The organism is Proteus sp. fly-1067 (genome assembly GCF_040139345.1).
Classification (GTDB): Bacteria; Pseudomonadota; Gammaproteobacteria; order Enterobacterales; family Enterobacteriaceae; genus Proteus; species Proteus vulgaris_B.
Genome location: NZ_JBEEUL010000005.1, coordinates 79730 through 104200, shown reverse-complemented (window position 1 = coordinate 104200; position 24471 = coordinate 79730). Strand labels below are relative to the sequence as shown.

The 24471-nt window shown below is 37.4% G+C and carries 23 protein-coding genes; 17 read left to right on the top strand and 6 right to left on the bottom strand.

Annotated features, from left to right (window positions below; all coding sequences use genetic code 11):
- From ABN217_RS09210 to ABN217_RS09150, 13 genes are all read left to right on the top strand, one after another.
- A complete protein-coding gene (locus ABN217_RS09210) occupies positions 1-2703 on the top strand; it encodes a putative virulence factor (RefSeq protein WP_349459342.1) in 2703 nt (900 codons plus the stop codon).
- A 3-nt stretch (positions 2704-2706) separates the two neighbouring features.
- The gene (locus tag ABN217_RS09205; RefSeq protein WP_196554419.1) at positions 2707-3714 is read left to right on the top strand and encodes a hypothetical protein; all 1008 of its coding nucleotides are present in this window, start codon (positions 2707-2709) and stop codon (positions 3712-3714) included.
- A gap of 9 nt (positions 3715-3723) precedes the next feature.
- Positions 3724-5727 carry a vWA domain-containing protein gene (locus tag ABN217_RS09200; RefSeq protein ID WP_349459341.1) on the top strand — a complete coding sequence of 668 codons (2004 nt, stop codon included), beginning with the start codon at positions 3724-3726 and terminating at the stop codon, positions 5725-5727.
- A complete protein-coding gene (locus tag ABN217_RS09195; RefSeq protein WP_231619345.1) occupies positions 5727-6419 on the top strand; it encodes an ABC transporter ATP-binding protein in 693 nt (230 codons plus the stop codon). The genes ABN217_RS09200 and ABN217_RS09195 overlap by 1 nt, the downstream gene beginning before the upstream one ends.
- Positions 6400-7635 carry an ABC transporter permease gene (locus ABN217_RS09190; protein WP_349459340.1) on the top strand — a complete coding sequence of 412 codons (1236 nt, stop codon included), beginning with the start codon at positions 6400-6402 and terminating at the stop codon, positions 7633-7635. The genes ABN217_RS09195 and ABN217_RS09190 overlap by 20 nt, the downstream gene beginning before the upstream one ends.
- The gene (locus ABN217_RS09185) at positions 7625-9181 is read left to right on the top strand and encodes a formylglycine-generating enzyme family protein (RefSeq protein WP_349459339.1); all 1557 of its coding nucleotides are present in this window, start codon (positions 7625-7627) and stop codon (positions 9179-9181) included. Before ABN217_RS09190 ends, ABN217_RS09185 begins: the two co-directional genes overlap by 11 nt.
- Positions 9182-9207: 26 nt before the next feature.
- The gene (locus tag ABN217_RS09180; RefSeq protein ID WP_072068892.1) at positions 9208-9891 is read left to right on the top strand and encodes a hypothetical protein; all 684 of its coding nucleotides are present in this window, start codon (positions 9208-9210) and stop codon (positions 9889-9891) included.
- Between the two features lie 17 nt (positions 9892-9908).
- Positions 9909-10397: a coiled-coil domain-containing protein gene (locus ABN217_RS09175; protein ID WP_072068893.1), complete on the top strand. Its 489-nt coding sequence runs from the start codon at positions 9909-9911 to the stop codon at positions 10395-10397.
- A gap of 256 nt (positions 10398-10653) precedes the next feature.
- Positions 10654-11205, top strand: coding sequence for an Ail/Lom family outer membrane beta-barrel protein (locus ABN217_RS09170; RefSeq protein ID WP_196554422.1), 552 nt, complete (start codon positions 10654-10656; stop codon positions 11203-11205).
- A gap of 384 nt (positions 11206-11589) precedes the next feature.
- Complete coding sequence (locus tag ABN217_RS09165) at positions 11590-11781, top strand: hypothetical protein (RefSeq protein ID WP_196554423.1); 192 nt, start codon at positions 11590-11592, stop codon at positions 11779-11781.
- Positions 11782-12017: 236 nt separating this feature from the next.
- Positions 12018-12908, top strand: coding sequence for a sce7726 family protein (locus ABN217_RS09160; protein WP_340894314.1), 891 nt, complete (start codon positions 12018-12020; stop codon positions 12906-12908).
- Positions 12890-13819: a sce7725 family protein gene (locus tag ABN217_RS09155; RefSeq protein ID WP_349439506.1), complete on the top strand. Its 930-nt coding sequence runs from the start codon at positions 12890-12892 to the stop codon at positions 13817-13819. The genes ABN217_RS09160 and ABN217_RS09155 overlap by 19 nt, the downstream gene beginning before the upstream one ends.
- Positions 13816-14850, top strand: coding sequence for an RES domain-containing protein (locus tag ABN217_RS09150; protein ID WP_196554425.1), 1035 nt, complete (start codon positions 13816-13818; stop codon positions 14848-14850). Before ABN217_RS09155 ends, ABN217_RS09150 begins: the two co-directional genes overlap by 4 nt.
- Before the next feature lie 109 nt (positions 14851-14959).
- Here ABN217_RS09150 and chbG read toward each other — a convergent pair whose 3' ends face one another.
- From chbG to ABN217_RS09120, 6 genes are all read right to left on the bottom strand, one after another.
- A complete protein-coding gene (chbG, locus tag ABN217_RS09145) occupies positions 14960-15721 on the bottom strand; it encodes a chitin disaccharide deacetylase (RefSeq protein ID WP_196554426.1) in 762 nt (253 codons plus the stop codon).
- A gap of 36 nt (positions 15722-15757) precedes the next feature.
- Positions 15758-17113, bottom strand: a complete 1356-nt coding sequence (locus ABN217_RS09140; RefSeq protein WP_196554427.1) for a 6-phospho-beta-glucosidase — start codon at positions 17111-17113, stop codon at positions 15758-15760.
- Positions 17114-17273: 160 nt separating this feature from the next.
- Positions 17274-18122, bottom strand: a complete 849-nt coding sequence (gene chbR, locus ABN217_RS09135; RefSeq protein ID WP_196554428.1) for a transcriptional regulator ChbR — start codon at positions 18120-18122, stop codon at positions 17274-17276.
- A gap of 10 nt (positions 18123-18132) precedes the next feature.
- The gene (chbA, locus tag ABN217_RS09130) at positions 18133-18480 is read right to left on the bottom strand and encodes a PTS N,N'-diacetylchitobiose transporter subunit IIA (protein ID WP_072068898.1); all 348 of its coding nucleotides are present in this window, start codon (positions 18478-18480) and stop codon (positions 18133-18135) included.
- A gap of 60 nt (positions 18481-18540) precedes the next feature.
- Positions 18541-19899: a PTS N,N'-diacetylchitobiose transporter subunit IIC gene (gene chbC / locus ABN217_RS09125; protein ID WP_072068899.1), complete on the bottom strand. Its 1359-nt coding sequence runs from the start codon at positions 19897-19899 to the stop codon at positions 18541-18543.
- A 94-nt stretch (positions 19900-19993) separates the two neighbouring features.
- Entirely contained in the window at positions 19994-20320 is a 327-nt protein-coding gene (locus ABN217_RS09120; protein ID WP_072068900.1) for a PTS sugar transporter subunit IIB, read from the bottom strand.
- A 452-nt stretch (positions 20321-20772) separates the two neighbouring features.
- Between ABN217_RS09120 and ABN217_RS09115 the strand changes: the two genes are divergently transcribed.
- Genes ABN217_RS09115 through ABN217_RS09100 form a run of 4 tightly spaced genes read left to right on the top strand, consistent with a single transcriptional unit; the run spans position 20773 to position 24455 of the window.
- Positions 20773-21732, top strand: coding sequence for a siderophore ABC transporter substrate-binding protein (locus ABN217_RS09115; RefSeq protein WP_109409029.1), 960 nt, complete (start codon positions 20773-20775; stop codon positions 21730-21732).
- Between the two features lie 9 nt (positions 21733-21741).
- Positions 21742-22704, top strand: a complete 963-nt coding sequence (locus ABN217_RS09110) for an ABC transporter permease (RefSeq protein WP_196554429.1) — start codon at positions 21742-21744, stop codon at positions 22702-22704.
- Entirely contained in the window at positions 22691-23698 is a 1008-nt protein-coding gene (locus ABN217_RS09105; protein WP_196554430.1) for an iron chelate uptake ABC transporter family permease subunit, read from the top strand. The genes ABN217_RS09110 and ABN217_RS09105 overlap by 14 nt, the downstream gene beginning before the upstream one ends.
- 1 nt (position 23699) lies before the next feature.
- The gene (locus ABN217_RS09100; RefSeq protein ID WP_072068904.1) at positions 23700-24455 is read left to right on the top strand and encodes an iron ABC transporter ATP-binding protein; all 756 of its coding nucleotides are present in this window, start codon (positions 23700-23702) and stop codon (positions 24453-24455) included.
- Positions 24456-24471 lie beyond the last annotated feature (16 nt).

The following is a 24471-nucleotide window of genomic DNA, read 5'->3' as shown; positions in this document are numbered from 1 at the left end:
ATGATGGATGAAAAACAGTTAACAGCTAAATGGGATGCCATTTATCAAGGCGCAGGCAAAGCTATTGATTGGGTTAGCGCAGTAAGAGGCAATGCACCTCGTTTAAATACAGAAGCTGATAGCCTTATCTATCGCCTGCGTCGTAGCCGTAATATGGCGAAGAATCTCAGCTTAGCGACCCAACGCCCAATGTCAGTCGGCTTTTTTGGCCTGTCTCAGGCAGGAAAATCGTACCTGATCTCAGCCCTTGCTGCTGGGCAAGAAGGACGATTAAGAACCAGCATGTCAGGTAAAACTCTTGATTTTATCGACCATATCAACCCACCAGGGGGTGGCAAAGAGGCTACGGGATTAGTCACTCGCTTTAGTCGCAAAGCAACAAAAGGTACGCAAGAGTTTCCAGTAGAGCTACACCTTTTTAGCGAAATTGAAATTGTTAAGATCCTTGCTAATGCTTACCTGTATGACTTTAATCAGGAAAAAATTGATTTTGAATTAGATGAAGAAAAAATCTCTCGTTTAATCAATTCATTAAGTTCACAATGTAGTGCCACCGCTGTCGCAGGTATTACGCACGATGATGTCGTTTCATTATGGGATTACCTGCAACGTCACGCTGAAAAAAGTCAGAAGAAATTAGCGACAACCTATTGGCCTAAAGCGATTGAATTAGCACCTTATCTCAGCATAGCTCAACGTGCTAAGTTATTTTCAGTGTTATGGGGCGACATTGCAGAACTGACATCTGCTTATCAGCGTTTTAGCACCACACTTGCCTCTTTAGGCAATGCATCCTTGGTTTTGGCTCCGCTTTCTTCTTTAGTCAAAGAACAAGACGGTGTGTTAATACAAAACGACAGTATTATGAACGTAGATATATTAGAACGTCTCAATACTGCCAATGATAACCAGATCAGTATTTGTCCTATTCATGGTGATCGTATTGATGCCCCTGTAACCCTTTCTTTAGCGGAACTGACTGCACTCACCGTTGAATTAGTCGTACCGTTATTAGATGCACCAAGCAAAACACTATTTGAACAGGTTGAGCTACTGGATTTTCCGGGTTATCGCGGGCGTTTAGGTGTTGAAACCATGGCGGATGTGCGCCGTCAAGTCAATGATGATAGCGCAAACCCACTCGCTCAACTTATTCTTCGAGGCAAAGTCGCCTATCTGTTTGAACGTTATACCGATAACCAAGAAATGAATGTGCTGGTGGTTTGTACTGCATCAAACAAACAATCCGATGTAAAAGAAGTCGGCGCAGTACTCACAGAATGGATCAATAACACACAAGGTAAAGATGCACAAACTCGTGCTAAACGCCCTTCTGGCTTGATTTGGGCGATGACTATGTTTGATATGCGTATTACCAACTCCTTAACCATGAATGAAGCGTTATTACGCCAATCATGGGGTAAAGGTGGCATGATAAAAATGGCGATGTTAGAGCGCTTTGGTCAATACGAATGGATGTCATCGGATTGGATCAATGGTGAAGCGTTTAATAATACCTTTTTAGTACGTAAACCGGGTGTCCCAACACCGTTTATTCAAATCAGCAATGGCAAAGAAACGGTTCTAAATGAAGACAGTATTTCACAATTACATCTGATGAAAACAACATTTGCTGAAGATGAAACTGTCCAACGTTATATTCGTGATCCAGACCAAGCATGGGATGCCATGTTGTCGCTTAACGATGGTGGTATGCAACGCCTTGCTGATTATATTGAAACCGTTGCCTTAAAATCACTAAAGCTTGAACGTATCAATGAGCAACTACAAGAAATTCAACGTGATTTAATCGGTCATCATCTTGAAAAATGGTATCAATCAGGTGGTGAAGAAGAATTACAGGTAAAACGCCGTAATGCCGCGACTATTTTGCGTTTTATGCAAAGTCGTCCTTATTTACAAGGTGCATTACTCGACTATCTGTTGCCTTCTCGCAAATCTCTCTACGACCTATATATGCAGGAAAAAGAGGTTATCGATACCCTTTCAGACAACAAAAAAGCAACACAAGCCCCAGTTTCTGCCTTTGCTGCTATGGAACAACCGACATTTGATCTCTTTAGCGATGCACCAATCTCTTTGGTACCAGAAGAAGCCCCCAAAGGCCACGGCAATGAGGTTAGCTACCCTAAAAAAGTGATGGCATTATGGATAAACCATCTGCGTAGTCTGCCAGATAACAGTACATTGTTAACCTATTTAGGTATCGACCAAGAAATTATGGTGCTGTTAGTCGATGAACTTATTACAGCTATCAATCGTCTTGGTGTTGAACAACGTATGTTGAAAACTCTAGCAGGAACAGAAGCCATTGCCCGTCGTGATGACTTAGCCGAACAACAATCATCTCGCGTTTATAATGTACTGGGTGATTTTATTACTTGGTTTAATTTCAAAGATAACGGTGTTGAGAAGCCAGATAGCAAAATCAATGTGGGTCATAAGATCTTTGAAAGACCCGATAACACTAGCGTGCAATGGGGTGATGATGAGCGTTTGGTCCGCTTACCCACCAACCCTGTTAACTACACCCTTTTATTTGTGATTGATTGGCTTATCGCTTTATCAGCGGTTATTACTGAGAATGCAGGGCATTCTGCGGGAAGAGAGATCAGTGCTGAACAAAACGCACTATTAGGCCAAATCATTCAAACCATGAAATCATCCGTTGTGGAGTCATAATTCGTGTTTAATCCAGAATTAAAACCCGTACAACCAGCTCGTCCCGGCTTTGCGGTATTAAGTATTCGTAATTGGGAAGGTGACGCTTCCCCTGTTTATTTAAGCATTCAGCGTAACCAAGATCGCTATTTCTTAAATGATAAAGGGGAATGGGTAGGTAATGCCTTTTTCCACCAGCTTTCACTTGAAGATGCTGATGATGGTTATCAAATCGTTCTTGATAAAACGTTAGTTGATCCACTTGTTAGTAACTTACAAATGGCGTATCAATTTACGTTAAAAGACGATAACGAAACACAAGATATCGGGCGACTACGTATTCGTGATGGTGTATTAGCCTCTCAAGCACAAGGTCAAAGCGAAGCATTAAAATCAACGGCGACATTAGATACTCAAACTGTTCCACCTGCTCCCATTGTCGAAACATCACCGGAGCCGGAACCCGAATCAATCAAAGAGCCTGAGCCTGAGCCGATTATTCCTGAAATTAAGGTAGATGAACCGCCACAACGGCCAACACCACCTGCACCGAAAAAATCTAAAATTGGTTTAATTTTAGCGATTATCCTGATCTTAATTTTAGCGGGTATCTTAACGTGGTTCTTCTTACTAAGAGGCAACCCAGCAGGTGAACCAGCCACACAACCGACAACAGAATCATCAACACCAAGTGTGTGTAGTGTTGAAAATATGAAATCAGGTACGGCACTCGCTTTTGTACAAAGTTGTATACAGAGCCAACCAGATAGCAAAACCATTCTTACAACGATTGAACAAGCTAAACAGAACAATCAATGTGACGTTGCTCAGCGTTTATATGCATATAAAGCGCAATCAGGTGATGTTGAAATCGCACTAAATTATGCTCGTGAATACGATCCAGAAACAGCATCAGCACAAGGTTGCTTTGGTGCAGACAAAGAAACAGCTATCTATTGGTACGAAGCTGTTCTTAATCATGACTCACAAAACAGTGACGCAAAAGCGCGTCTTGAAGCACTGAAAAAATAGGAAAGTCGTATGAAAAAGGCGCATTGGCTTACTCTTATTCTCAGTGGTTTAATTCTGACAGCACCGGCAAGTGCTGAAGAGAAAAAACCGCTATTACAAGAGGGTAAAAAGACTCTCTATCAGCGTGTATTAACCTACCCAGGTTGCCAAGTGGCAGACACAATTGGCGCAGCAGGTAAAGAACAACCCGCATTTAGCCGTTTTTATGTATATCAGCGTCAAAAACAAGGCGCTAATGAGTGGTTACAAGTCGGCCCTGATAGCTTGGGTCATATCAGTGGATGGATGAATGCAAGCTGTACATCTGAATGGAAAATGCAATTAACGCTGGCTTTTACTAACCCAGCGGGTCGTAACCCAATGCTATTTTTCAAAGATAAACAAACGGTTGAAGGCTTACTTGAAAGCCCGACACCCGAAAAACAGTATCAACCTTTTTTAGCTGATATCAAAAATCAAAAAGTCAATCCTGCTGTTTTAGCTAAAGAGCCGGATTATATGATTGATCAGAAAAGTAATTTTTATCTGTTACCTGTACTAGGTTCAGATGAAGTCTTTACTGATGCGGGCTATAAAGTGCGAGTCCTCAATGTGGCCTCTGTCTCTTCTCAAACCAAAGACAGCAAAGAGGCACAGAATACAAATGCAACCGCAAACAATACAAAACCGGCCACGCCAGACAGCAAAGATGCTGACAATATGATGCAAGGTTTTTCTGCGGCTGTCGTGTTTGTTATCGACTCAACAATATCAATGGATCCTTATATTGATAGAACCAAAGAAGCGATTCAGAAGGTTTATGCTCAAGTCGAAAAAGACAATATGTTGGATAAGGTAAAATTTGGTTTAGTGGCATTTCGCTCTAATATCAAAGCTGTCCCCGCATTGGAATACGACAGCAAAATGTTTGTAAACCCCAATGACGTAAAAGATGGCCCTGATTTCCTAAATAAAGTAAAAGAGTTGCGCCAAGCAAAAGTCTCAAGTAGTCGTTTTGATGAAGATGCATATGCTGGTGTTATGCAAGCCCTTGATGATGTTGATTGGACACGTTTTGGTGCACGTTACGTTATTTTAATCACTGACGCGGGGGCATTAACGGGAGATGATCCTCTTTCATCAACTAAGCTCGATGCTGAACAAATTCGCCAAGAAGCCGCTTATCGTGGTGTTGCACTTTATACACTGCACTTAAAAACCCCATCGGGGGTAAAAAATCATGCTTCTGCACAAGCGCAATATGAGACATTGACGCTGAATCCGTTCTTACACAAATCCCTTTACTACCCTATTAACTCAGGGGATGTAAATAGTTTTGGTCGGATGGTCGATAGTCTTGCAACCGCAGTAACCACGCAAATTCAAACCGCTTATCGCGGTGAAGCCACCGTAGGCAGTGCACTAAATGCCGATCCTACTTATAGCAAAAATAAAGAAACTGATGCCTTACTTAATGATGCGCATGATTTAGGTTATGCCATGCGTTTAGCATATTTAGGTGAAAAACAGGGCACAAAAGCACCTCCGGTCTTTAAAGCATGGATTAGTGATCGAGACTTATTACAACAAAATATCCCAACAACAGAAGTACAAGTATTACTCACCAAAAGTGAACTTAGCGATTTAAGTGATGTGATGAAAAAAATCGTGAATGCTGCTAATGAAGGGTTGATCTCTCCTGACAATATGTTTGCTGATTTACGTTCGATTGCCGCAACAATGGGTAACGATCCAAATCAAATCAAACAAGGCTCTGCGACTAAATTGGGTGAAATGGGCTTGTTGGGTGAATATATTGAAAACCTGCCCTACTTAAGTGAAGTGCTTGGTTTAGATGAAGAGACTTGGAAAAGTTGGGATGGTCTTGAGCAAGAGAAATTTATCCGCCGATTAAATACAAAGTTACAATATTATCAACGTTATAATGAAGATGTTGATCGTTGGATATCCCTTGCGCCACAAAGTGATCCACGCGATCACGTTTACCCTGTTCCACTGGAAAACCTGCCTTAATGATCCAGATTGAAGGCATGGCAATTACGCGTGGTGATGCGCAACATGGTTTTCGTGTTGCGCTTCCTTCATTGATCCTTGAAAAAGGAGAAATTGGCGCACTAACCGGATTAAGTGGCTGTGGAAAAAGTACCTTGTTGGAAATGATTGGGCTTATTTTACGCCCTGATGAATTAACCCATTTTCAACTCGATGATGATTTAACTCTCACACAATTCGTACTAAGTAATGAGCAAGCACAACTCGCATCATTGCGAGCAGAGAAATTGGGTTTTATGCTTCAAAGTGGCGGGTTACTGCCTTTTTTAACCGTTATGCAAAATATTCAATTACCTCGCAAAATGCTGGGGTTAACACCGCACTCCGCTTGGCTCGATCATGCAATTGACCATCTGCAATTACGCCCACTGTTAACTCGTCTTCCACGCCAACTCTCCATTGGTGAGCGCCAACGCGCAGCGTTTATTCGCGCTATCGCACACGAGCCAGCATTATTACTTGCTGATGAACCCACAGCAGCCCTTGATCCCCATAATGCACAAGCGCTGTATGCACTCATTGTAGAGATGGTAAAACAACTGGAGATCTCTGCACTGGTTGTTAGTCACGATTGGTCTTTAATCAAGCGTTTTGGGTTTAGCCACTATCACGCGCAACTCGAAGGAGGCGGTAGTGTCTTTATCAAACAATAGTGCCAATCCTAATCGTCTTGGCTTACTCAGCTCACTTGCTTGGCGTGACTTAATTTACGATCGCAAAGTTGCACTCTGTATTGTGTTTTCACTCGTTTCTGTGATTGCCCCATTGTTACTGCTGTTTGGCTTAAAAAATGGCATTGTGACACAGCTTCATAATCAGCTACTCAACGATCCCCGTAATCTTGAAATACGTATGTTAGGCAATGGTAATTACCCACAAAGTTGGTTTAATGAAATTGCACAAAAAGAAGAAGTCCGCTTTGTTATCCCATTAACACGAAGTTTAAATACACAAGCTGATATTGTGATTGATGGACAACATTTTATTGATAACGCAGAAATCATACCAACAGCAGAAAACGATCCTTTATTAGAGGGTGTGGCTATACCTAACAATGCAGACACGTTAGTACTCTCCGCCAATGCTGCGCAAAAATTACAGGCTAATGTCGGTGATAACATCCGATTATTTATCAGCCGCAAACTTAATGGCGTCAATGAACGCGCAAAGCGTACCTTTACTGTGGGCGCCATTATCAGTGATAGCAAATTTTCAAGAGCAGCAGCCTTTGTTTCTCTTGATGTTTTAGTCGCAATGGAAGATTACCGAGATGGTTATCAAGCCCCTCTTTTTGGTATTACACAAGGTGTTGAGGCAAAACCAAGAACTCAGTTTGCTAAAGCTCGTCTTTATGCCAAAAATTTAGATAGCATCGCACCATTAGATGATTGGTTTCGGCAACAACACATTGATGTGATAACACAAAAAAGCCAAATAGATTCTGTAAAAGCAATCAGTTATGTTCTTAATGTTATTTTCTCTGTCATTGCTTGGGTCTCACTATTAGGTTGTATCGCCTCATTAATTGGGGCCTTTCTTGCCAATATTGACCGCAAACGCAAAGATATGGCGATCCTACGCCTGCTGGGTTTCCGTCAATTTGCTGTTTCTTTATATATTGTATTGCAAGCGCTGCTATTAACGAGTGTTGCCTTTATTTTAGCCCTTGGGCTTTATGGGATTGGTAGTCGCTTATTTACCACATTATTAGGCACCCATTTACCTGAACAAGCCTTTGTTTGCCAGTTAACGTTTTGGGATCTCTTGATTGCTATGTGCAGCGCCTTACTTGTGGCCTTAGTCGTTGCCAGTATTGGGGCATTACGTGCCGTTTCAATTGAACCTGCGGAGAGCTTACGTGAAATTTAATTTATCGCTTTTAACTTTATCATTTGCGCTGTTATCTAGCAGTTTTATGGCATCAGCCAAATGGGATGATAAATTTGTTAACCCAAAAGCCTTACCTGATGATGTGATATTGCCATTCCCTTGTGAAGGTTCTATGGTCTTTCGGCAAGTGACTATCCCTCTCAGTCAGCCTTTACAAGACTACAGCGTTACATTAGGGCAAGAAGGCGATGAATGGGGTTATTTAGAGCAATCAAGAGCTGAACATATTGCGGGTAGCTTCCCACTAAAAGGCAAAGAAAAAGGCCGCTATTACCTTATGGCGAAATATCCCGTTACTGATCTGCAATATAACGCTATGCAAAGCACCATTAATGGTAAAGAGTGCCCTGTTGCTTCCAATAAATTACGTTTACCGAAAGTGAATATTAGCTGGTATGAAGCCATGCAGTTCGCTGATCAATATAATCAATGGTTAAGAAGCCATCATCCAGAAGCATTACCCATTGAAGATGGCGCAAAAGGTTTTGCTCGATTACCAACAGAAACGGAGTGGGAATTTGCCGCCCGCGGCGGTTTAAAAGTCTCAGCCTCCGAATTTCGTGATGTGCGCTTTCCAATGCCAGAAGGCACCAAAAACTATATTTGGTCAGCAGGTAGCCAATCTGCTAACGGCTCTTTACAGCTAACGGGTCTGTTATCGCCAAATCCTCTAGGCTTACATGACATGTTGGGTAATGTCGCTGAAATGATGTTTGAACCTTTCAGACTCAATAAACTCGATCGCTTACATGGACAAGCAGGTGGCTTTATTGTGCGTGGTGGTAGTTATCTCACCCCAGAAAGCGATATGCGCAGTTCATGGCGCCAAGAAGAGCCTTATTACACCAATACGGGTGCGAATAAAAATAAATACACAGGCTTTCGTTTAGCAGTTGTTGCTCCAGCATTAACATCACGCGATAAGATCAAAGAAATAGAAAAAGAGTGGCAGCAATTAGGTAATGAGAAACCTGCCAGCAACAACTCAAAAACTAATAGCGATAGCTCCATCAATAGCCTGAATACACTCTCAACCCAAGTGCAAGATGAAGCATTGAAAAAACAATTAGCTGAATTAAAAAATACCTTACGGGCAAATGCACAACTACGAGATGAACAGCGTGATCAAGCTATCCGTACCTCACTACAATTAGGTGCTTTTTTATGTACCAAATTAAAAGATGATGGCGAGTTCTATGACAGATTAATCGCATTACATGAAAAAAACTGTCCTTCAGGCACTAAAGATGCCACATGTGAACGACGTCAAGAACAAGTTAACGACCATAAAAAAACGCTCGACTTTGTTGTGAGCTATTACGCTGACACATTAGTGGATATGGCAACCACATATGACGCCTCTTTAGTCAAACCGCAAATTGACGTTGTACGCCAATTAATGGAAGCCAGAGGTAAATCAAATTTAAATACGTACCTTTCAACGTATATGCAGGGGCTACAAGGATATTGGGCTAACGGTAAAGTATCACGGAATGAATGGCTCGAAGCATGTAAAAAACAATAACAGAGACTTGGGATAATAGGTGTGGTATGAACAAACAACTTATGGCGGTACTTGGCATTAGTGCATTACTTGCCTTATCAGGATGCCAAAGTAATAACGGTACTGATCCTCGTTTGAAAAATAATAGTGATATGGAGTTTTTCAGCAAATCAGGTATTACTGCTTGTGCAGGCGGTGCGGCAATTGGTGCATTAGGCTGTTTAGTCTCAAACTCCAGCAATAAAGGCGCTTGTATGCTCATTGCAGCTGTAGCTGGTTGTGGTGTCGGTATTGGTGCAAATGCCTATTTAGACAACAAACGCCAAAATTACGCGACAAAAGAAGAGATGCTCAATTCTATGATTGCTGATATTCAAAATGAAAATCAGCGCTTACAAAGCGCCTCTAATACGGCAAAAGCGGTTATTGCTGATGATAAAAAAGCCCTTGCAAAAATTGAGCAAGATATGAAACAACAACGCCTTAATAAAGCCGCAGCTGAAAAACAATTAAAAGGTATTGATGCCAATATCGCAGCACTTCGTTCTCGTTTAGCGGATATGAAAAAACGTGAAGGTGAATGGCGTGATATTGCTGCGCAAAGTCGCCAAGATGGCCTAAAAACGGCACAGCTTGATAAACAAATCAATGGGATGAAACAACAAGTAACCTCTTTACAAGAAGAACTTGATAGCCTTTATACCCAACGTACAGCAATAAAACTTAGTTAACGTTAAAAAGGATGATAATGAAACTTTTACCTCTTTCCCTTGTTGGCATGACCTTACTTTTAAGCGGTTGTGTCACCAATCCTGCTGATTGTGATCCAACAACGGGTGATGTCAGTATAATTACTAAATTTAACTGTAATTATTCAGGGACTTATGATAATCGCATTGAACAAAAAAAAGCGATTTTAGGTAATGAACAAGCATTAAACACCGAATTTAAAGCTGTTCTTGCTGCCATTGAGAAAGAAAAACAACAGACCAATGCAGATCTAAAAAGTAAACAAGCTAGCCAGCGTGCATTAAGCCAATCAATGAATAATCTGTTAAATCAAATTCGCCAAAAAACTAAAGGGCAAAATGATATTCAAAAGCAGATCAATGAAATTGATAAGCAAATGAAAGTGGCACAAAACAATCCATCAAAATCAGTGATGGAAAAACAACTTGAGTTAGAGAATTTACAAAATCAAATCATTAGTCTACAAAGTGATCTAGGACTTAAATAAATCCCCAAAGGCTCTCTAGAAAATAGAGAGCCTTCCTTTTATGTCAACTTTTTCGTTTTATTATTGATTCTTATTACTAGTTATATTTATTTCACATTAATTATTAATAAATTTATTAATAATTAAATAGACACTTTAATAAAATAACCTTATTTAAGTATATGTACTATTTTTTATTCCATTAAAAACAAACTCATTATTATAATCTCCTCGCTTCATAATACGTTCTCCGTTTTTTATTTATGGGATATAACTAATGAAAAAAAAATTATTATCAACTTTATTTATTAGTGGCTTATTATCGACCTCTTCTGTTTATGCTCAAGATGATTTTAAATTAGATAAAACCACACTTTCAGCGGGTTATGCACAAGTCAAAATGGCAGGTCAAAATCCAATGCATGGTGGTGTCTTTTCTATTCGTCAAGAAATCAATTCACAATTTGGTATTTTAGCAACAGCCACTTATGCTCAAAATGAATATGATTTAAATAAACCTGTTAATACTTTTTTTAAAGATGTGAATGCACGTTATTATTCTGTAATGGCGGGTCCTACATTACGTTTAAATGATTTTATGAGTGTTTATGGCACCGCAGGTATGAGCCAAATTCAATTTAAATCTGAAAGTTCAGAATTAAAACAATTAAAGAAAAATGCATTTAGTTGGGGTGCTGGCTTAATCATTAATCCAGCAGAAATGGTTTCGATTTCTGTTGGATATGAAAATAGCCGTTTTAAATTCAAAGATACCGACAATAAAATTATTTTAGACGGTTTTATTGCTAATATCGGTTATCGTTTTTAAATAAACTTAAGCACATATTATTTTATGATATGTGCTTTCTATTAACTTATCATTTAAAACTATATTTATGAAAAATATTTTATTATGAGCTTGCTTACCTTTTTCTTTATTTTTCACTACATCAATTTATGCAAAGAAATAGTGATACTCTAGTTTCTATTGGCTACGCCCATATCAAAATAAAAGATTTACCCACAGCTAATGGGATCAATTTGAAGTATCAGTTTACTAATACGAATAAAAAATCTCTCTGCAACTTTCAGGATCGATAGCCTACAAATCGTAATCTCATAATGAGAGATTACGTTATGCCTCACTTGCAGTGGTCCAGCCTATGTATTAACACCTTTCGTTGAGCTATATGGCGTTATTGGGGTAAGTGGTATGAGTTATCAAACACTAGGAAATATAAATAAAGATCACTCATCTAAATCAGTAAGTTGGGGAACGGGTATCACGTTAACATCACCACAAAATATTACACTTGCTTTAAGCTATGAGGGCAGTTATTTCAAAATGGAAGGAAAAAACCATCCAAGTAAGGTGCTTATCGCCAGTATTGGTTATAGGTTTTGATTAATAAGAATAATTTTTATTTCATTGTTACATTCTATTTTCTGATTATTCTCTCAATTATTAGATTACCCTCTAGATTTTATATCTATTTAGTATAAAGTTTTCATCTTCAAGCTATTAAATATAAAATATTTAATTAACCTCATGAATTCTAATAAAAAAATGTTTTTTATTTAGCGAGTAGTATCATGATACAATCATAATTAATTATGAATAATTATCGGATATATATTGAAATGAATAATAGATCAAATAAACATAATTCACTTAAAAGCAAAATGGCTTCACAGCTTTTTACGAGTCAATCTATTCATAAGATTACTCAAGGTGACTTTTCATTTCTTTATACATTGATAAATAATTATCTTTCGTTAAATAATCATCCAATAAAAATCGCTGATATCTTTGAATCAACATTTAAACAGTGTAAAAAAGATTATAAATCAGAATATTTTTTTAAGAATATTGTTGCACAAAAACTATTTTTAAAAAAACACAATAATAATGCAACCATGATAACAGAATTGAGAGTAGGTAATAACAAAGCCGATTGTGTCATCGTGAATGGATGTACTACTTGTTATGAAATAAAAACTAAATTTGATTCTCTAGTTCGATTACCAGAACAAATATCAACCTACCTCAAAATCTTTGAAAAAGTATATGTTGTATGTGATAAAAGTCATACTCAAAAAGTAATATCTATAGTTCCTGAAAATGTTGGAATTATTGAATTAACCGATAGAGATGCACTGATAGAAATTCGAAAAGCTAATAAAATACAAGTAGACATTGATAGAGAGATAATGATTAATTCATTAAGAAAAGCAGAATACGTATATATTGCTGAAAATTTATCAAATAGAAAAATAGTATCATCAAATATGTATTTATTTAATCACTGTTTATCTATTTTCAATCAATCATCAAATGATGACATAAGAAAACTATATATAGCTGCACTAAAAAAATATAGAAAAGTAAATTTTTCCATGCTCGAATCACTACCATCATCATTAATTAACTCGGCTATTAGCTTCAAGTTATCTCCAACTCAACAAGAAGCTTTTAGAAATATTTTATCTTTATATCTAAATAAGGATGATTTATGTACTTCCCCTTTATAAGAGGTAAGCAGTTCGAACTTAATGCATTACGTGAATTAGCTCCTTTATTAAATAATAAAATTTACAAACCTATAATAGAACCCGTTAGAAAAAATTTATTACCACTAGTAAGAACAATTAAAGAATTAAATGAAAACAATATTATCCCAATAATTATTATTAATCCAAACTTAGGTGATTTTGAAAACGAATGTATTAATTTAATTATAAAATTATCTTCGATGGATAATAAAATAAAATTTATTCCCTGTGTAAAGATAGCAGATAATACAATTAACTATAGTCTAGTACTTAATGAATTGCCTACTGTAAATGCTATATTTATAGCTGATATCCTAGAGAAAAAACACTTCCAATATTTAAATCGTTCTACTTACTCTATCATTCCAAAACAAACTGTAGATGATGAACTGTATCAATTAAAGAATAACATTATTCTAATAGATGATCCTTTTCAAAAGAAAACAAGAAATGCTGATTATAAAGAACGTTCAAGTTTTTCCAACTTACATATTAATTATTTGACTAGACCGAATGTTATTGGTTTCAGTGACTATGCAATTGTTGGTGCTGAATATTCTGAAGCAGGAGGCCCTGCTTATGTGGTAACAATACACCTTTCTTATATAGAAAAAGACTATAACCAAATGTTTATTAGACATTTTTCCTCTGAGAAAAGTAATAGCCCAGCAAACCCTGGTGGTAAATTCCATGAGGCTCTAGCTAGATATATTAATTTTATAAATTCATATCCTAATACTTTTGATAATACTCTTGGAACCAGAGAACTTGCATATTTATATAATGAAAAACATTTTCCAGGACTTGGCCAATTAAAGAAAATCTCTATTGAGCATCATATCGAAACTCTTTGTAATTATTTATCTTCTAATATCGAGGTGGATAAATGACACTATGCTGTTCTAATTGTTTTCATGATTCTGCCATTATTAAAACTATTGGCCTTAATCATACTAATGATAGATGTGGATATTGTAAAAAAGAAAATGCATTTACAATAAATCCTAAAGATTTATCTCGATTTTTTGAACCATTTTTAGGAATTGTAGTTGAAAGCGAAAAAGGGGAGTTATTATCTGATATTCTACAAAATACTTTTAATATCTTTAATGAAAAAATACATAACACAAAGAAATTACTTGGTGAAATATTAGGAAATGAATATATAATAAAAAAATACCTATTAAAAGAAGATTATTTAGGCCATATAAGCAAATGGGAAGAGTTCAAAAAAGAGATTAAGTTTAAAAATAGATTTTTCCCTAAAAACTCAATTTACTCTTCCCTGTTTAACATACAAAATAATAATGCTGATGAGGATTTTTTCCAAATTATAGAGCAGCTAAAAGTAAAGTATGATAAAGATGAATTTTTCTTTAGGGCAAGAATACATGAGCATCAATTAGAAAAGACAAAAATGGGAAAACCTCCCGCAGGAAATGCTACAGCAGGCCGCGCAAATCCGATTGGAATATCCTATTTATATTTAGCTAATAACGAAGAAACTTGTATTTCAGAAGTTAGACCTAATAATACTAGCATTATTTATATATCTAAGCTAATTTTGGAAGAAGATGTTTCTTTAATTGACTTAACATCTCCAAGAAAAAAAATATCAATATGTTCTTTTGATGAAACAAGATACAACAATGTTATAAGTATTTTAAATTTATTAGAAATGCTTTCTAGTGAATTATCCAAACCTGTTAGACCAGAAAGTTCTAATATAGATTATATTCCTACTCAGTTTTTGTGTGAATTTCTAAAAAGCTTTAGTAACTGTGATGGAATAATATTTGAAAGTTCATTTGGCATGGGTAAAAACTTTGTTTTTTATGATGACTTATGTTTTAAAATTGAAGATCCAATATCTTATAAAATAACAGAAATAGTCCACTCGTTTGAAAAAATTACAACTTAGTTTTTTTCTTCTGAAAACAAAAATGCCTCTGCTTTATAAAAACAGAGGCAAAATAATTCAAAAGACCCACACCAGGGGAATAACACAGACTCCGATTGTCTAAAAACCACTACATTAAATCTTGATACGTGCCTAGCTGATAATCTCTTTCCAAAATAGCATGCTTTAATGCGCTATCTGTTAATACTTCAAGTTCAGTTAGACGCTGAAAACAATAACCACTTGCGCGTAATGGATTATCGACAAAAGCAGGATGCGTCATCACTTCTAACGATTGCTCATGACGTGCTTTAGACTCATCAAGCACCTTTAAAAAGAGGGCTTGTGTAATTTCATCACCATAAAATTGACTATCAAAACCATCACTGCTTATTACACCTTGGGTATCAATCCCTTCTTTTTGTGCTAACGGTCTATCAACCCGCATTGGTAATGACTTTTCTTTGGCAAACTCCGCCACAATAGGAAAGATTTGCTTAAACATATGCACATGGTGATGACTATCAATATGGTCGGGAGCACAACCAAAGATCTCAATGAAACGCTGATATTGTGCGTTAAGCTCAACACGAATTTCATCAAGCGGTAAATTGCCCTCTTCTGCCATTTGCCACACCCATTTTCCTAATACACCTTCACGAGTTAAAGAAGGTAAAGGAGACAGTGGTTTACCCATCGTCAAAGTAAAGTGAAGCCCAACACCTAAGTCAGGCAACTCATGACGCAATTGTGCTGCGTGTTCAATTCCCTCAGCATTGACAAGTGCCGTTGTTGAGCTAACAACACCATGACGAAAACACTCTGCAATACCGTAGTTTTGGCCTTTACTAAGCCCAAAATCATCCGCATTCACAATCAATAAACCAGCCATTCTGTCTCCTTATTACTTATATTTATCCGCCGACAATTAATGAGAGGCTTTTTCTAACGCTGCAATTGCTTTAGCAAAATGAGGTAGATGGGTTTTATGCGCTAATAACATTTCACGTGTAAGCACTTCTGCATCTTTGTCGGAAAGCACTAATGGCGTTAAATTCATGGCTAATAAAGCGTCATTTAATTCACCGCTAATAGCCGCTTTACTGGCTGCGATTTCAAAGGCTTTAATGGTGTGAATTAATCCCATTACTTTTTCATCAAAATGCGTTAAACGAGGATGAGGTTTAGCACCATCTCGACCTAAAATAGCAGTCACTTCAATTGACCAATCTGCGGGAATATTATCAATATGACCATGATGTGGAATATTCACATAATGCTCAGCTTGTTTATCATTATAAATAGCATTAATCACTTCACAGGCCGCATCAGAATAATAGGCACCACCACGTAATTCCAACTCTTTCGGTTTGATATTTAAATCAGGATCTTTATATAACTCAAACAGTTGTTTCTCGACCTTTTGAACTACTTTAGCACGAGCCCCGCCTTTGTAATATTCACCCATTTCTATAGCCAACATCTCTTTTTGCTTAAAGTAATAAAGCAAATAAGAACACGGCAACATATTAAGAGAACGGATTAGCCCTTCACTAAAAGGTAAATCGAAAATATTTTTCACCGAGCCTGCGGTTAATGTTCCTGAAGCAACACCATCCAATAATTCAGGAAAACGGGATTGACCATTTACAATGACATCTTTAATAAACACCATATGATTTAAACCAAACAAATCAATGGAGAGTTCATCTTTATCTGTTAACTTAAGAACATCTGTAATAAACATCTTCATGCCAATTGGGATATTGCAAACCCCAATAAATTTCTTAAAGTTAGTATGACGATAAACGGCTTCAGTTACCATGCCCGCTGGATTGGTAAAGTTAATGATCCATGCATTAGGGCAAATGTCTTCAACATCTTTAATAATATCGAAAATAACAGGGATCGTGCGTAGACCTTTAAATAGCCCACCCGCGCCATTGGTTTCTTGTCCTAAATAGCCGTGACTTAACGGGATCGACTCATCAAGCTCTCTTGCTTTCAATTGACCCACCCGCAATTGTGTTGTGACAAAATCAGCATCTTTTAACGCTTCACGGCGATTAAGAGTTTTATAAACGGTTAAAGGAATACCCGCTTTTTTTACCATGCGTTGGCAAAGCTCAAAAATAATATCAAGCTTCTCTTTTCCTTCTTCTACATCCACCAGCCATAATTCAGTGATTGGTAATTCATGATAACGCTTAATAAAACCTTCTAACAATTCAGGCGTATAACTGCTTCCACCACCAATGGTAACGATTTTTAATTTATGACTCATAAAATACTCCCATACAGCACAATAATGCTGTTATTTGTGTATTAATGGCGAAATTAAGACGTAAAGAGCCCTGAAGAAAATAAGCTTATTTTCTTCTTTCTCTCTATTTCAAATTAAATCAATCTTTATTATTGATTAATTTTTTACGCTTAATAATGAATTAGTTTGTTTCTTTAATACTGCACAAATTTTTTCGATAACTATTTGGCGTCAATGATGTTATTTTCTTAAATGTCTTAATAAATAGACTTGGGCTACTATAGCCAGAATCAAAAGCAATATCGGTTATCGAATAATTTGTTATTTCTAACTGTTTTTTTGCAAAATTAATTCTAATATCATGAATAATTTGCATAGGCGTTTTATCGTAATAACGCCGTGTTGCCCGTGTTAAATACTCTTGTGATTTTCCTGATAGCATCACCATATTAACCAGTGCATTTTCACCAAACTTTTGTTTATCATGCATCTCGCTTACGGTATCTCTTAGCCATAAGGGAATATCATCTTCAATACGATTATCTCGATGGTGTCGTAATCTGTTCACCACATTAAAGGTGACAATTTCAATAAATTCATTAAATTCCGTATGGCGAAAATTTAATGAGCTAATAACAGATTCAATATAAGAGAGAAACTCATTTTTTAATTCATAAACCTGTGAGGCAATAAAATAAGAAGGTAATAACGAGAAATAATGTTTATCAAAAAAAGCTTTACTGATCCCTACATTTAAAATACGTGTCGCACCAAAATCATAAAAACTCTGATGGTGAGAGCCAATGGGAATAAAAACAAAATCACCACGCTCTAATAAAACCTTTTTGCCATTTATCTCTTGATAATAACGCCCTGTTAAAACAATGGTGAATTCATAATAATCATGTTGATGCAGTCCACTGACACTTTCTGTTTTATTATAAATAAAGACATGAAAATTTTTGCCATTAAATAGCTGATCTTCATAGACCATACGTATTTCGCTTTGTGCTCTCAATGACTCCACCACAGCATTCACCTTATTTTATCTTTTCATGCAACTCGATTAATTCTGTCACTAACTCTCTGGCTAACATTGAAGTCATTAAATGATCTTGTGCATGGACTAAAACTAAACTGACTTTCGTTTTTCCGATACCTTGGTCATCACCAATTAAACGTGTCTGTATTTTATGAGCTTCATTTAAGGCTTCGCGTGATTGCTCCATTAACTTTCTAGCACCTTCAAAATCACCTTCTTTGGCTTTTTTTAATGCACCATAAGCGACACTGCGTGCTTGGCCTGAATTAATGATAAGGCCCATGATTATCTCTTCAAATTCATCTTCTGTAGCACTGCTATCAACTGCATTTTCAATATCTAACATGGTATATCCTCTTTGACTCTAAGAAGTGCAGATAAACCTCTGCACTTCTTTTTCTATGACTTAAAATTTCAATGCATTGGCAATATCTTCTTCACTCTCCTCTTTCTCAATTTCAGTTTGTGCTTTGTTTGAGATGATGACAAAAGGAAGATAAATCAGTGTTGCTACACCCAAGTTAAACAGCGCTAATAACAGTGCTGCAATACTGCCGTTAGTATTAAAGAATGCACCTAACCCCGTTGGCATCGTCCATGGCGCTATATTTGTTACTGGTGGGATTATCCCTAAGTAATAAGCAGTCACAGTAATTGCAGCAAGAATAGGTTGAATAAGAATAAAAGGAATAAACATCACTGGATTCATAATCACAGGTAAACCAAAAATAATCGGCTCATTAATTTGGAATAAACCTGCGGGTAATGCCAGTTTAGCAACTTGGCGATGATCCGCACGACGGGATGCGATAAAGATTGCAATAATAAGCCCCAGTGTTGCCCCTGTACCGCCTAAGAAGATAAAGGAGTCTAACATCGGTTTCGCCCAGAGATGGAACGTTTTACCGGCTGCCAAAGCGGCTTCTACTGAACCGTATTCGGTATAAAGTGATACGTTTTCTAATGCCCACGGTGTCATAATGCCACTATCAAGTGCAGCAAGTGCCAGTGAACCATGAATACCAAAGAACCACAGTAGAGAGGTAAAAATAACGTATGCCCAACCTACAACAGAACCCATTGATGCTAATGGTGTTGAGATAGAATCTAAAATAATTTGATGGAAGTTTGTTTCATACGTCGCTAATCCCCACGAAATAATCCCCATAATTGATAAAATAATAAAACCGGGAATTAACGCAGAAAAAGAACGCGAAACAGAAGCGGGGACACTATCAGGTAATCGAATAACCCAATTACGACGCACAATAAAGGTAAACATTTCAGCCACAACAAGACCAATAATGATCCCTGAAATAATATTTGCCCCACCTAGCCAATTAGCGCCAACAGCATAAGCCCCAGCTGCATTGTAAGGTGTTACCGTCATAAAGGCAGCAATAGAGAGTAAGCCTGCTGCAATTGGATCAACTTTTCGCTCTTCTGCCAATGCCATTCCGATAAAGAACGGCGCCATCAACGACATTATACCTAATGTACCGTTATAGACATTCCCTCCAATAGCTTTAAATCCATTGAGTGTTTCTATTGTTGACGCATCAAGGCGGATACCTAGAGAATAAAAAAAGGAGCCATCACCAAAACTAAGAAAAACGTTATTGATAAGTACAAACATTGCCCCTGCAAGGGTTAACGGCATTAAACGAATAAAGCCATTTTTAATCGCATTAACGTGAGGTTGCTTTCCAATTTTAACCGCAAAAGGAAGGAGTACCTTTTCAAGTGAACCAATGAACTTACTCATAGAAAAATACCCTTTAAATGCCGCTAATTACTCGGCTTGCTGAAAAATTCGCTCTTTGACTGGAATAAAAAATTTAAATAATAAAAAAATAAAATTAATTTGTTGTTGCAGATGCTTTTTTAATAGAGGCAACAGCGGCTTTTAACACGCCTAAGCCATCTACTTTTCCATATAACAGAGAATCGATCACTTCGACCGGTTTATTCGGGAGTAATTTTTGGATATCAGGTAACATCCAGCTAATTTGTGGACCCAGCAAAATCAGATCCGCATCCTGCCCTTTTTGTGCAGCTAACGTTTCAGGAAAAGCTTCAATGACCACAGGCACATCATATTTTTCTGCTTGTGCTCGCATTTTGGTCACGAGAAGGGATGTTGACATGCCAGCAGAACAAAATAAGTAAATATATTTCTTTTGCATAAAACCCTCTTGAATTGGCAACGATTTACCTTAGAGATAACAAGGTTTTCTCTTGTGCATTCATTACTGTGTCAGTACAGAAACCAAAGTAAGATTAAAATAAGGATTGTTTCTGCTTGAATGAAGTATACGCAATGATACTAGCTAACGATATTTCTTATAGGTTAAGAATTGTCTCTCCTTGACCTGCTCTTTTGACACTCTTCACAAATTGAGCAAATAATCTTAAGAGTTCTTTCACGTCACAAAATTTGTTCTTTATTTTCCTTTAATGATCTCTCGCAAAATTTCGCCATTTTAGTCAAGTTAACCCTTTATTATTATGAGAATGTGAATTAGTATCATTACTCTTTATACTTTTGATGGTATTATCATCTTCTTTGTGGATCGACATTTAAGCCACTGCTGTAAAGATCCGTCTTATTTCGTGTTGCAACAATATGGGAAAGAGAATGTTTAAAAAGTCATTAAGCCCACTGTTTTTACTGCTTTCTTCACTTGTTATCGCTGGTTGTGATAACGCTCAAGACACATCAACAGCACAATCAGCAGAGAAACAAACTCTCACGATTGAACATTTTCAAGGGACAACTGAAATTCCAGCTCACCCACAGAAAGTGGTTGTGATGAATATGGAAACCCTTGATATTATTGATGCATTAGGTGCTCCTATTGTTGGTCTGCCACAAACCAATGTTCATTTACCTAAATTCTTAGAAAAATACACCAACCCAAACGACTACATCAATGAAGGTGCGTTATTCGAGCCAAACTATGAAAAGCTCAGCACAACAGCGCCTGATTTAATTTTAAGTGGTAGTCGTGCTCGCGATGCGTATGCGAAATTAAGTGAAATTGCGCCTGCGATTTCAATGGATATCGACCCTAAACGTTTTGTTGAAAGCCTTGCTGAACGCACAACAACATTAGGTCAAATTTTTGGCAAAGAAGAACAAGCCAAAAAATTACTGGCTGATTTCAATAGTAAAATTGATACTGTAAAAGCCAAAACACCGGATGCTGGTAAAGCAATGGTTGTGTTAGTCAGTGGTGGTAAGATTTCAGCGTATGGCCCAGGCTCTCGCTTTGGCTTTATCTATGACGTATTAGGTTTTGAACCTGCTTATGTTTTTGATAGCCCAGGTTCACACGGCAACATCGTCAACTCTGAATTACTGTTAAAACTTAACCCAGATTGGATGTTTGTTATTGACCGTGACGCTGCGATTGGTCGTGAAGATTCACAACCTGCGCAACAAGTCCTTGATAATGCGCTGGTAAGAAAAGTAAATGCTTGGAATAAAGACCAAGTTATCTATCTTGATGCAAGCTCTATTTATATTTCCGGCGGGATCCAAACTTACTCTCGCTTAATGGATACTATCAATCAAGCACTGGATCAAAAAAAATAAAGTAACTGAATGAAAACGTTCCATTTATCATTGGGGATAGGACTTGTTGCTATCCTCTCAATGATCAGTCTATTTGTCGGCGCAGGAGATATTACTCCTGCTTCGCTTTTTTCTGATCCCGATATGCGCGATATCTTTTTTATCAGCCGTGTTCCAAGAACCCTATCATTATTACTCGCCGGTGGTGCCATTAGTGTTGCAGGCTTAATTATGCAACTACTAACCCAAAATCGTTTTGTCGAACCCTCTCTTGCGGGAACCACTCAATCGGCAAGCCTTGGATTATTAGTCGTTATGTTGCTCTTTCCAGCAGCTGGCATCTTTACCAAAATGTTGGTAGCGACCGTTTTCGCCCTTCTTGGTACTTTGTTATTTATGTTGCTTCTACAAAGGATCACATTAAAAACGACACTAATAGTGCCTTTAGTGGGGATTATGCTTAGCGCTGTTATCGGTGCATTGACTATCTTCTTAGCTGTTTATTTCGATTTATTGCAATCTTTAGATGCATGGACAAGTGGCGATTTTTCAAGTGTATTACAAGGCCGCTATGAACTCTTATGGCTTGTTGGTGCACTTGCGTTAATGGCATGTTGGGTTGCTGATAGCTTTACTGTGGCTGGTATGGGACGTGAATTCTCCATTAATGTGGGACTTAATTACCGCAAGGTGATGATCATTGGATTATCCATTATCGCACTGATTAGTGGTGTAGTTGTGTCTGTTGTTGGCGCCTTACCTTTCCTTGGCTTAATTGTACCTAATCTAGTGAGCTTAGTGATGGGTGATAATATTCGTAAAACTATTCCGTGGGTTTGCTTGAGTGGTGGTGCGATTGTTTTATTGTGTGATGTGATTGGCCGACTTATTCGCTACCCATTTGAAATTCCTGCCAGTGTTATTTTAGGCGCTGTGGGTGCCGTCATTTTCCTTTTTTTACTACTAAAGCAGCAACGTTATGCAAAAAGTTAATTCATCCATAATTAGCAAATGTACTGGCGCTGCCGAACATAAGAAAATGCGCCTTTCACCCATGTCTCGTATCTGGTTATTGTTAGGGGCATCGTTATTATCTATTGTGTTATTTATGACGATAAACCTAAACGGCAATATCTCTTATATTCTGACTCATCGTGCCTACATTATTCTCACCATGATTGTAGTGGCATTTGCAGCTGGTGTTTCGACTATCCTGTTTCAAACCATTGCCAACAACCGTATTTTGACTCCTTCATTAATGGGTTTAGAAGCGCTGTTTGTATTATTACAAACCGTGTTTGTCTTTTTTGAAGGCGATATGCCTGCATCATGGATGTTGAACTTATCAAAATTCTTTTTAGAATCAACATTATTGGTGCTATTTTCGGTTGTACTTTATCGTTGGTTGTTTAGCTCCGTACGTTTTAACATCAATTTAGTCCTGATGATTGGGATTATCTTAGGTACGTTATTTCGTAGTTCAGCCACACTATTACAACGTTTAATGGATCCTAATGAGTTCTCCATTTTACAGGGTCGCATGTTTGCTACTTTCACTCGAGCAACGCCTGATCTTATCTTTTGCGCTTTAGCCATTATCATTGTCGTCGGTATCTTACTTTGGCGGATGCGCTATAGTTTTGATGTAATGGCATTAGGTCAAGCGAATGCGATTAACCTTGGTATTAATTACCGCAAGCAAACCACTTATATCTTATTACTGATTTCTGTTTTAGTCGCTGTTTCGACCGCTTTAGTCGGCCCATTAACCTTCTTAGGTTTAATTGTCGCTAACCTTGCTTACCATATCAGTGGTAGTAGTCAGCACCGTTTCTTAATGCCTGTTGCCTTTTTACTGGGTACTATCGCCTTAATTGGTGGGCAACTCGTTTTAGAATATGGTTTAAAAATGACAGGAACACTTTCTGTTGTGATTGAGTTTGTCGGTGGGATGTTCTTTATCTATTTGGTGTTAAGAAGACTTTAATATGATTGAAATCAGCAAGATATCAAAGCATTATCAAGATATAACCGTTCTCGATAATATTACAACGACTATTCAACGTGGCGGTATTACTTCGATTATTGGTCCTAATGGTGCAGGTAAATCTACACTGCTGTCTGTTATTGGACGTTTATTAATTCCTGAAAGTGGCATGGTCAGTGTTAACGGCATGGATGTTGCGGCAACAGATAGTGATGTGCTGGCAAAAAATCTCTCAATACTGCGCCAAGAAAACCAATTCGTCAGCCGTTTAACCGTAGAAGAATTAGTTGGATTTGGGCGTTATCCTTACAGCAAAGGCCGTTTAACGCTTGAGGATAAAAAAGTGATTGATGAGTCATTAGCTTTTTTAAATCTAACTGAATTTCGTCATCGCTATCTAGATGAATTATCGGGTGGGCAACGTCAACGTACCTATGTTGCGATGGTACTATGCCAAGATACAGAATATGTCATGCTTGATGAGCCACTGAATAATCTTGATATGAAACATGCGGTAATAATGATGAAACTTCTGCGAAAAGCTGCAGATGAATTAGGGAAAACTATTATTATCGTTATTCATGACATCAATTTTGCCTCTGTTTACTCTGACTATATTTTAGCCATGCGTAATGGACAACTGTATTATCACGGCTCACCTAAAGAGATCATGAAAGCAGACATTATCGAAGATATTTTCGACACACCCGTTGACGTTAAAGAGATCGACAATAAGCTAATTGCTATGTATTACTAATTCTAGCCCATTATCA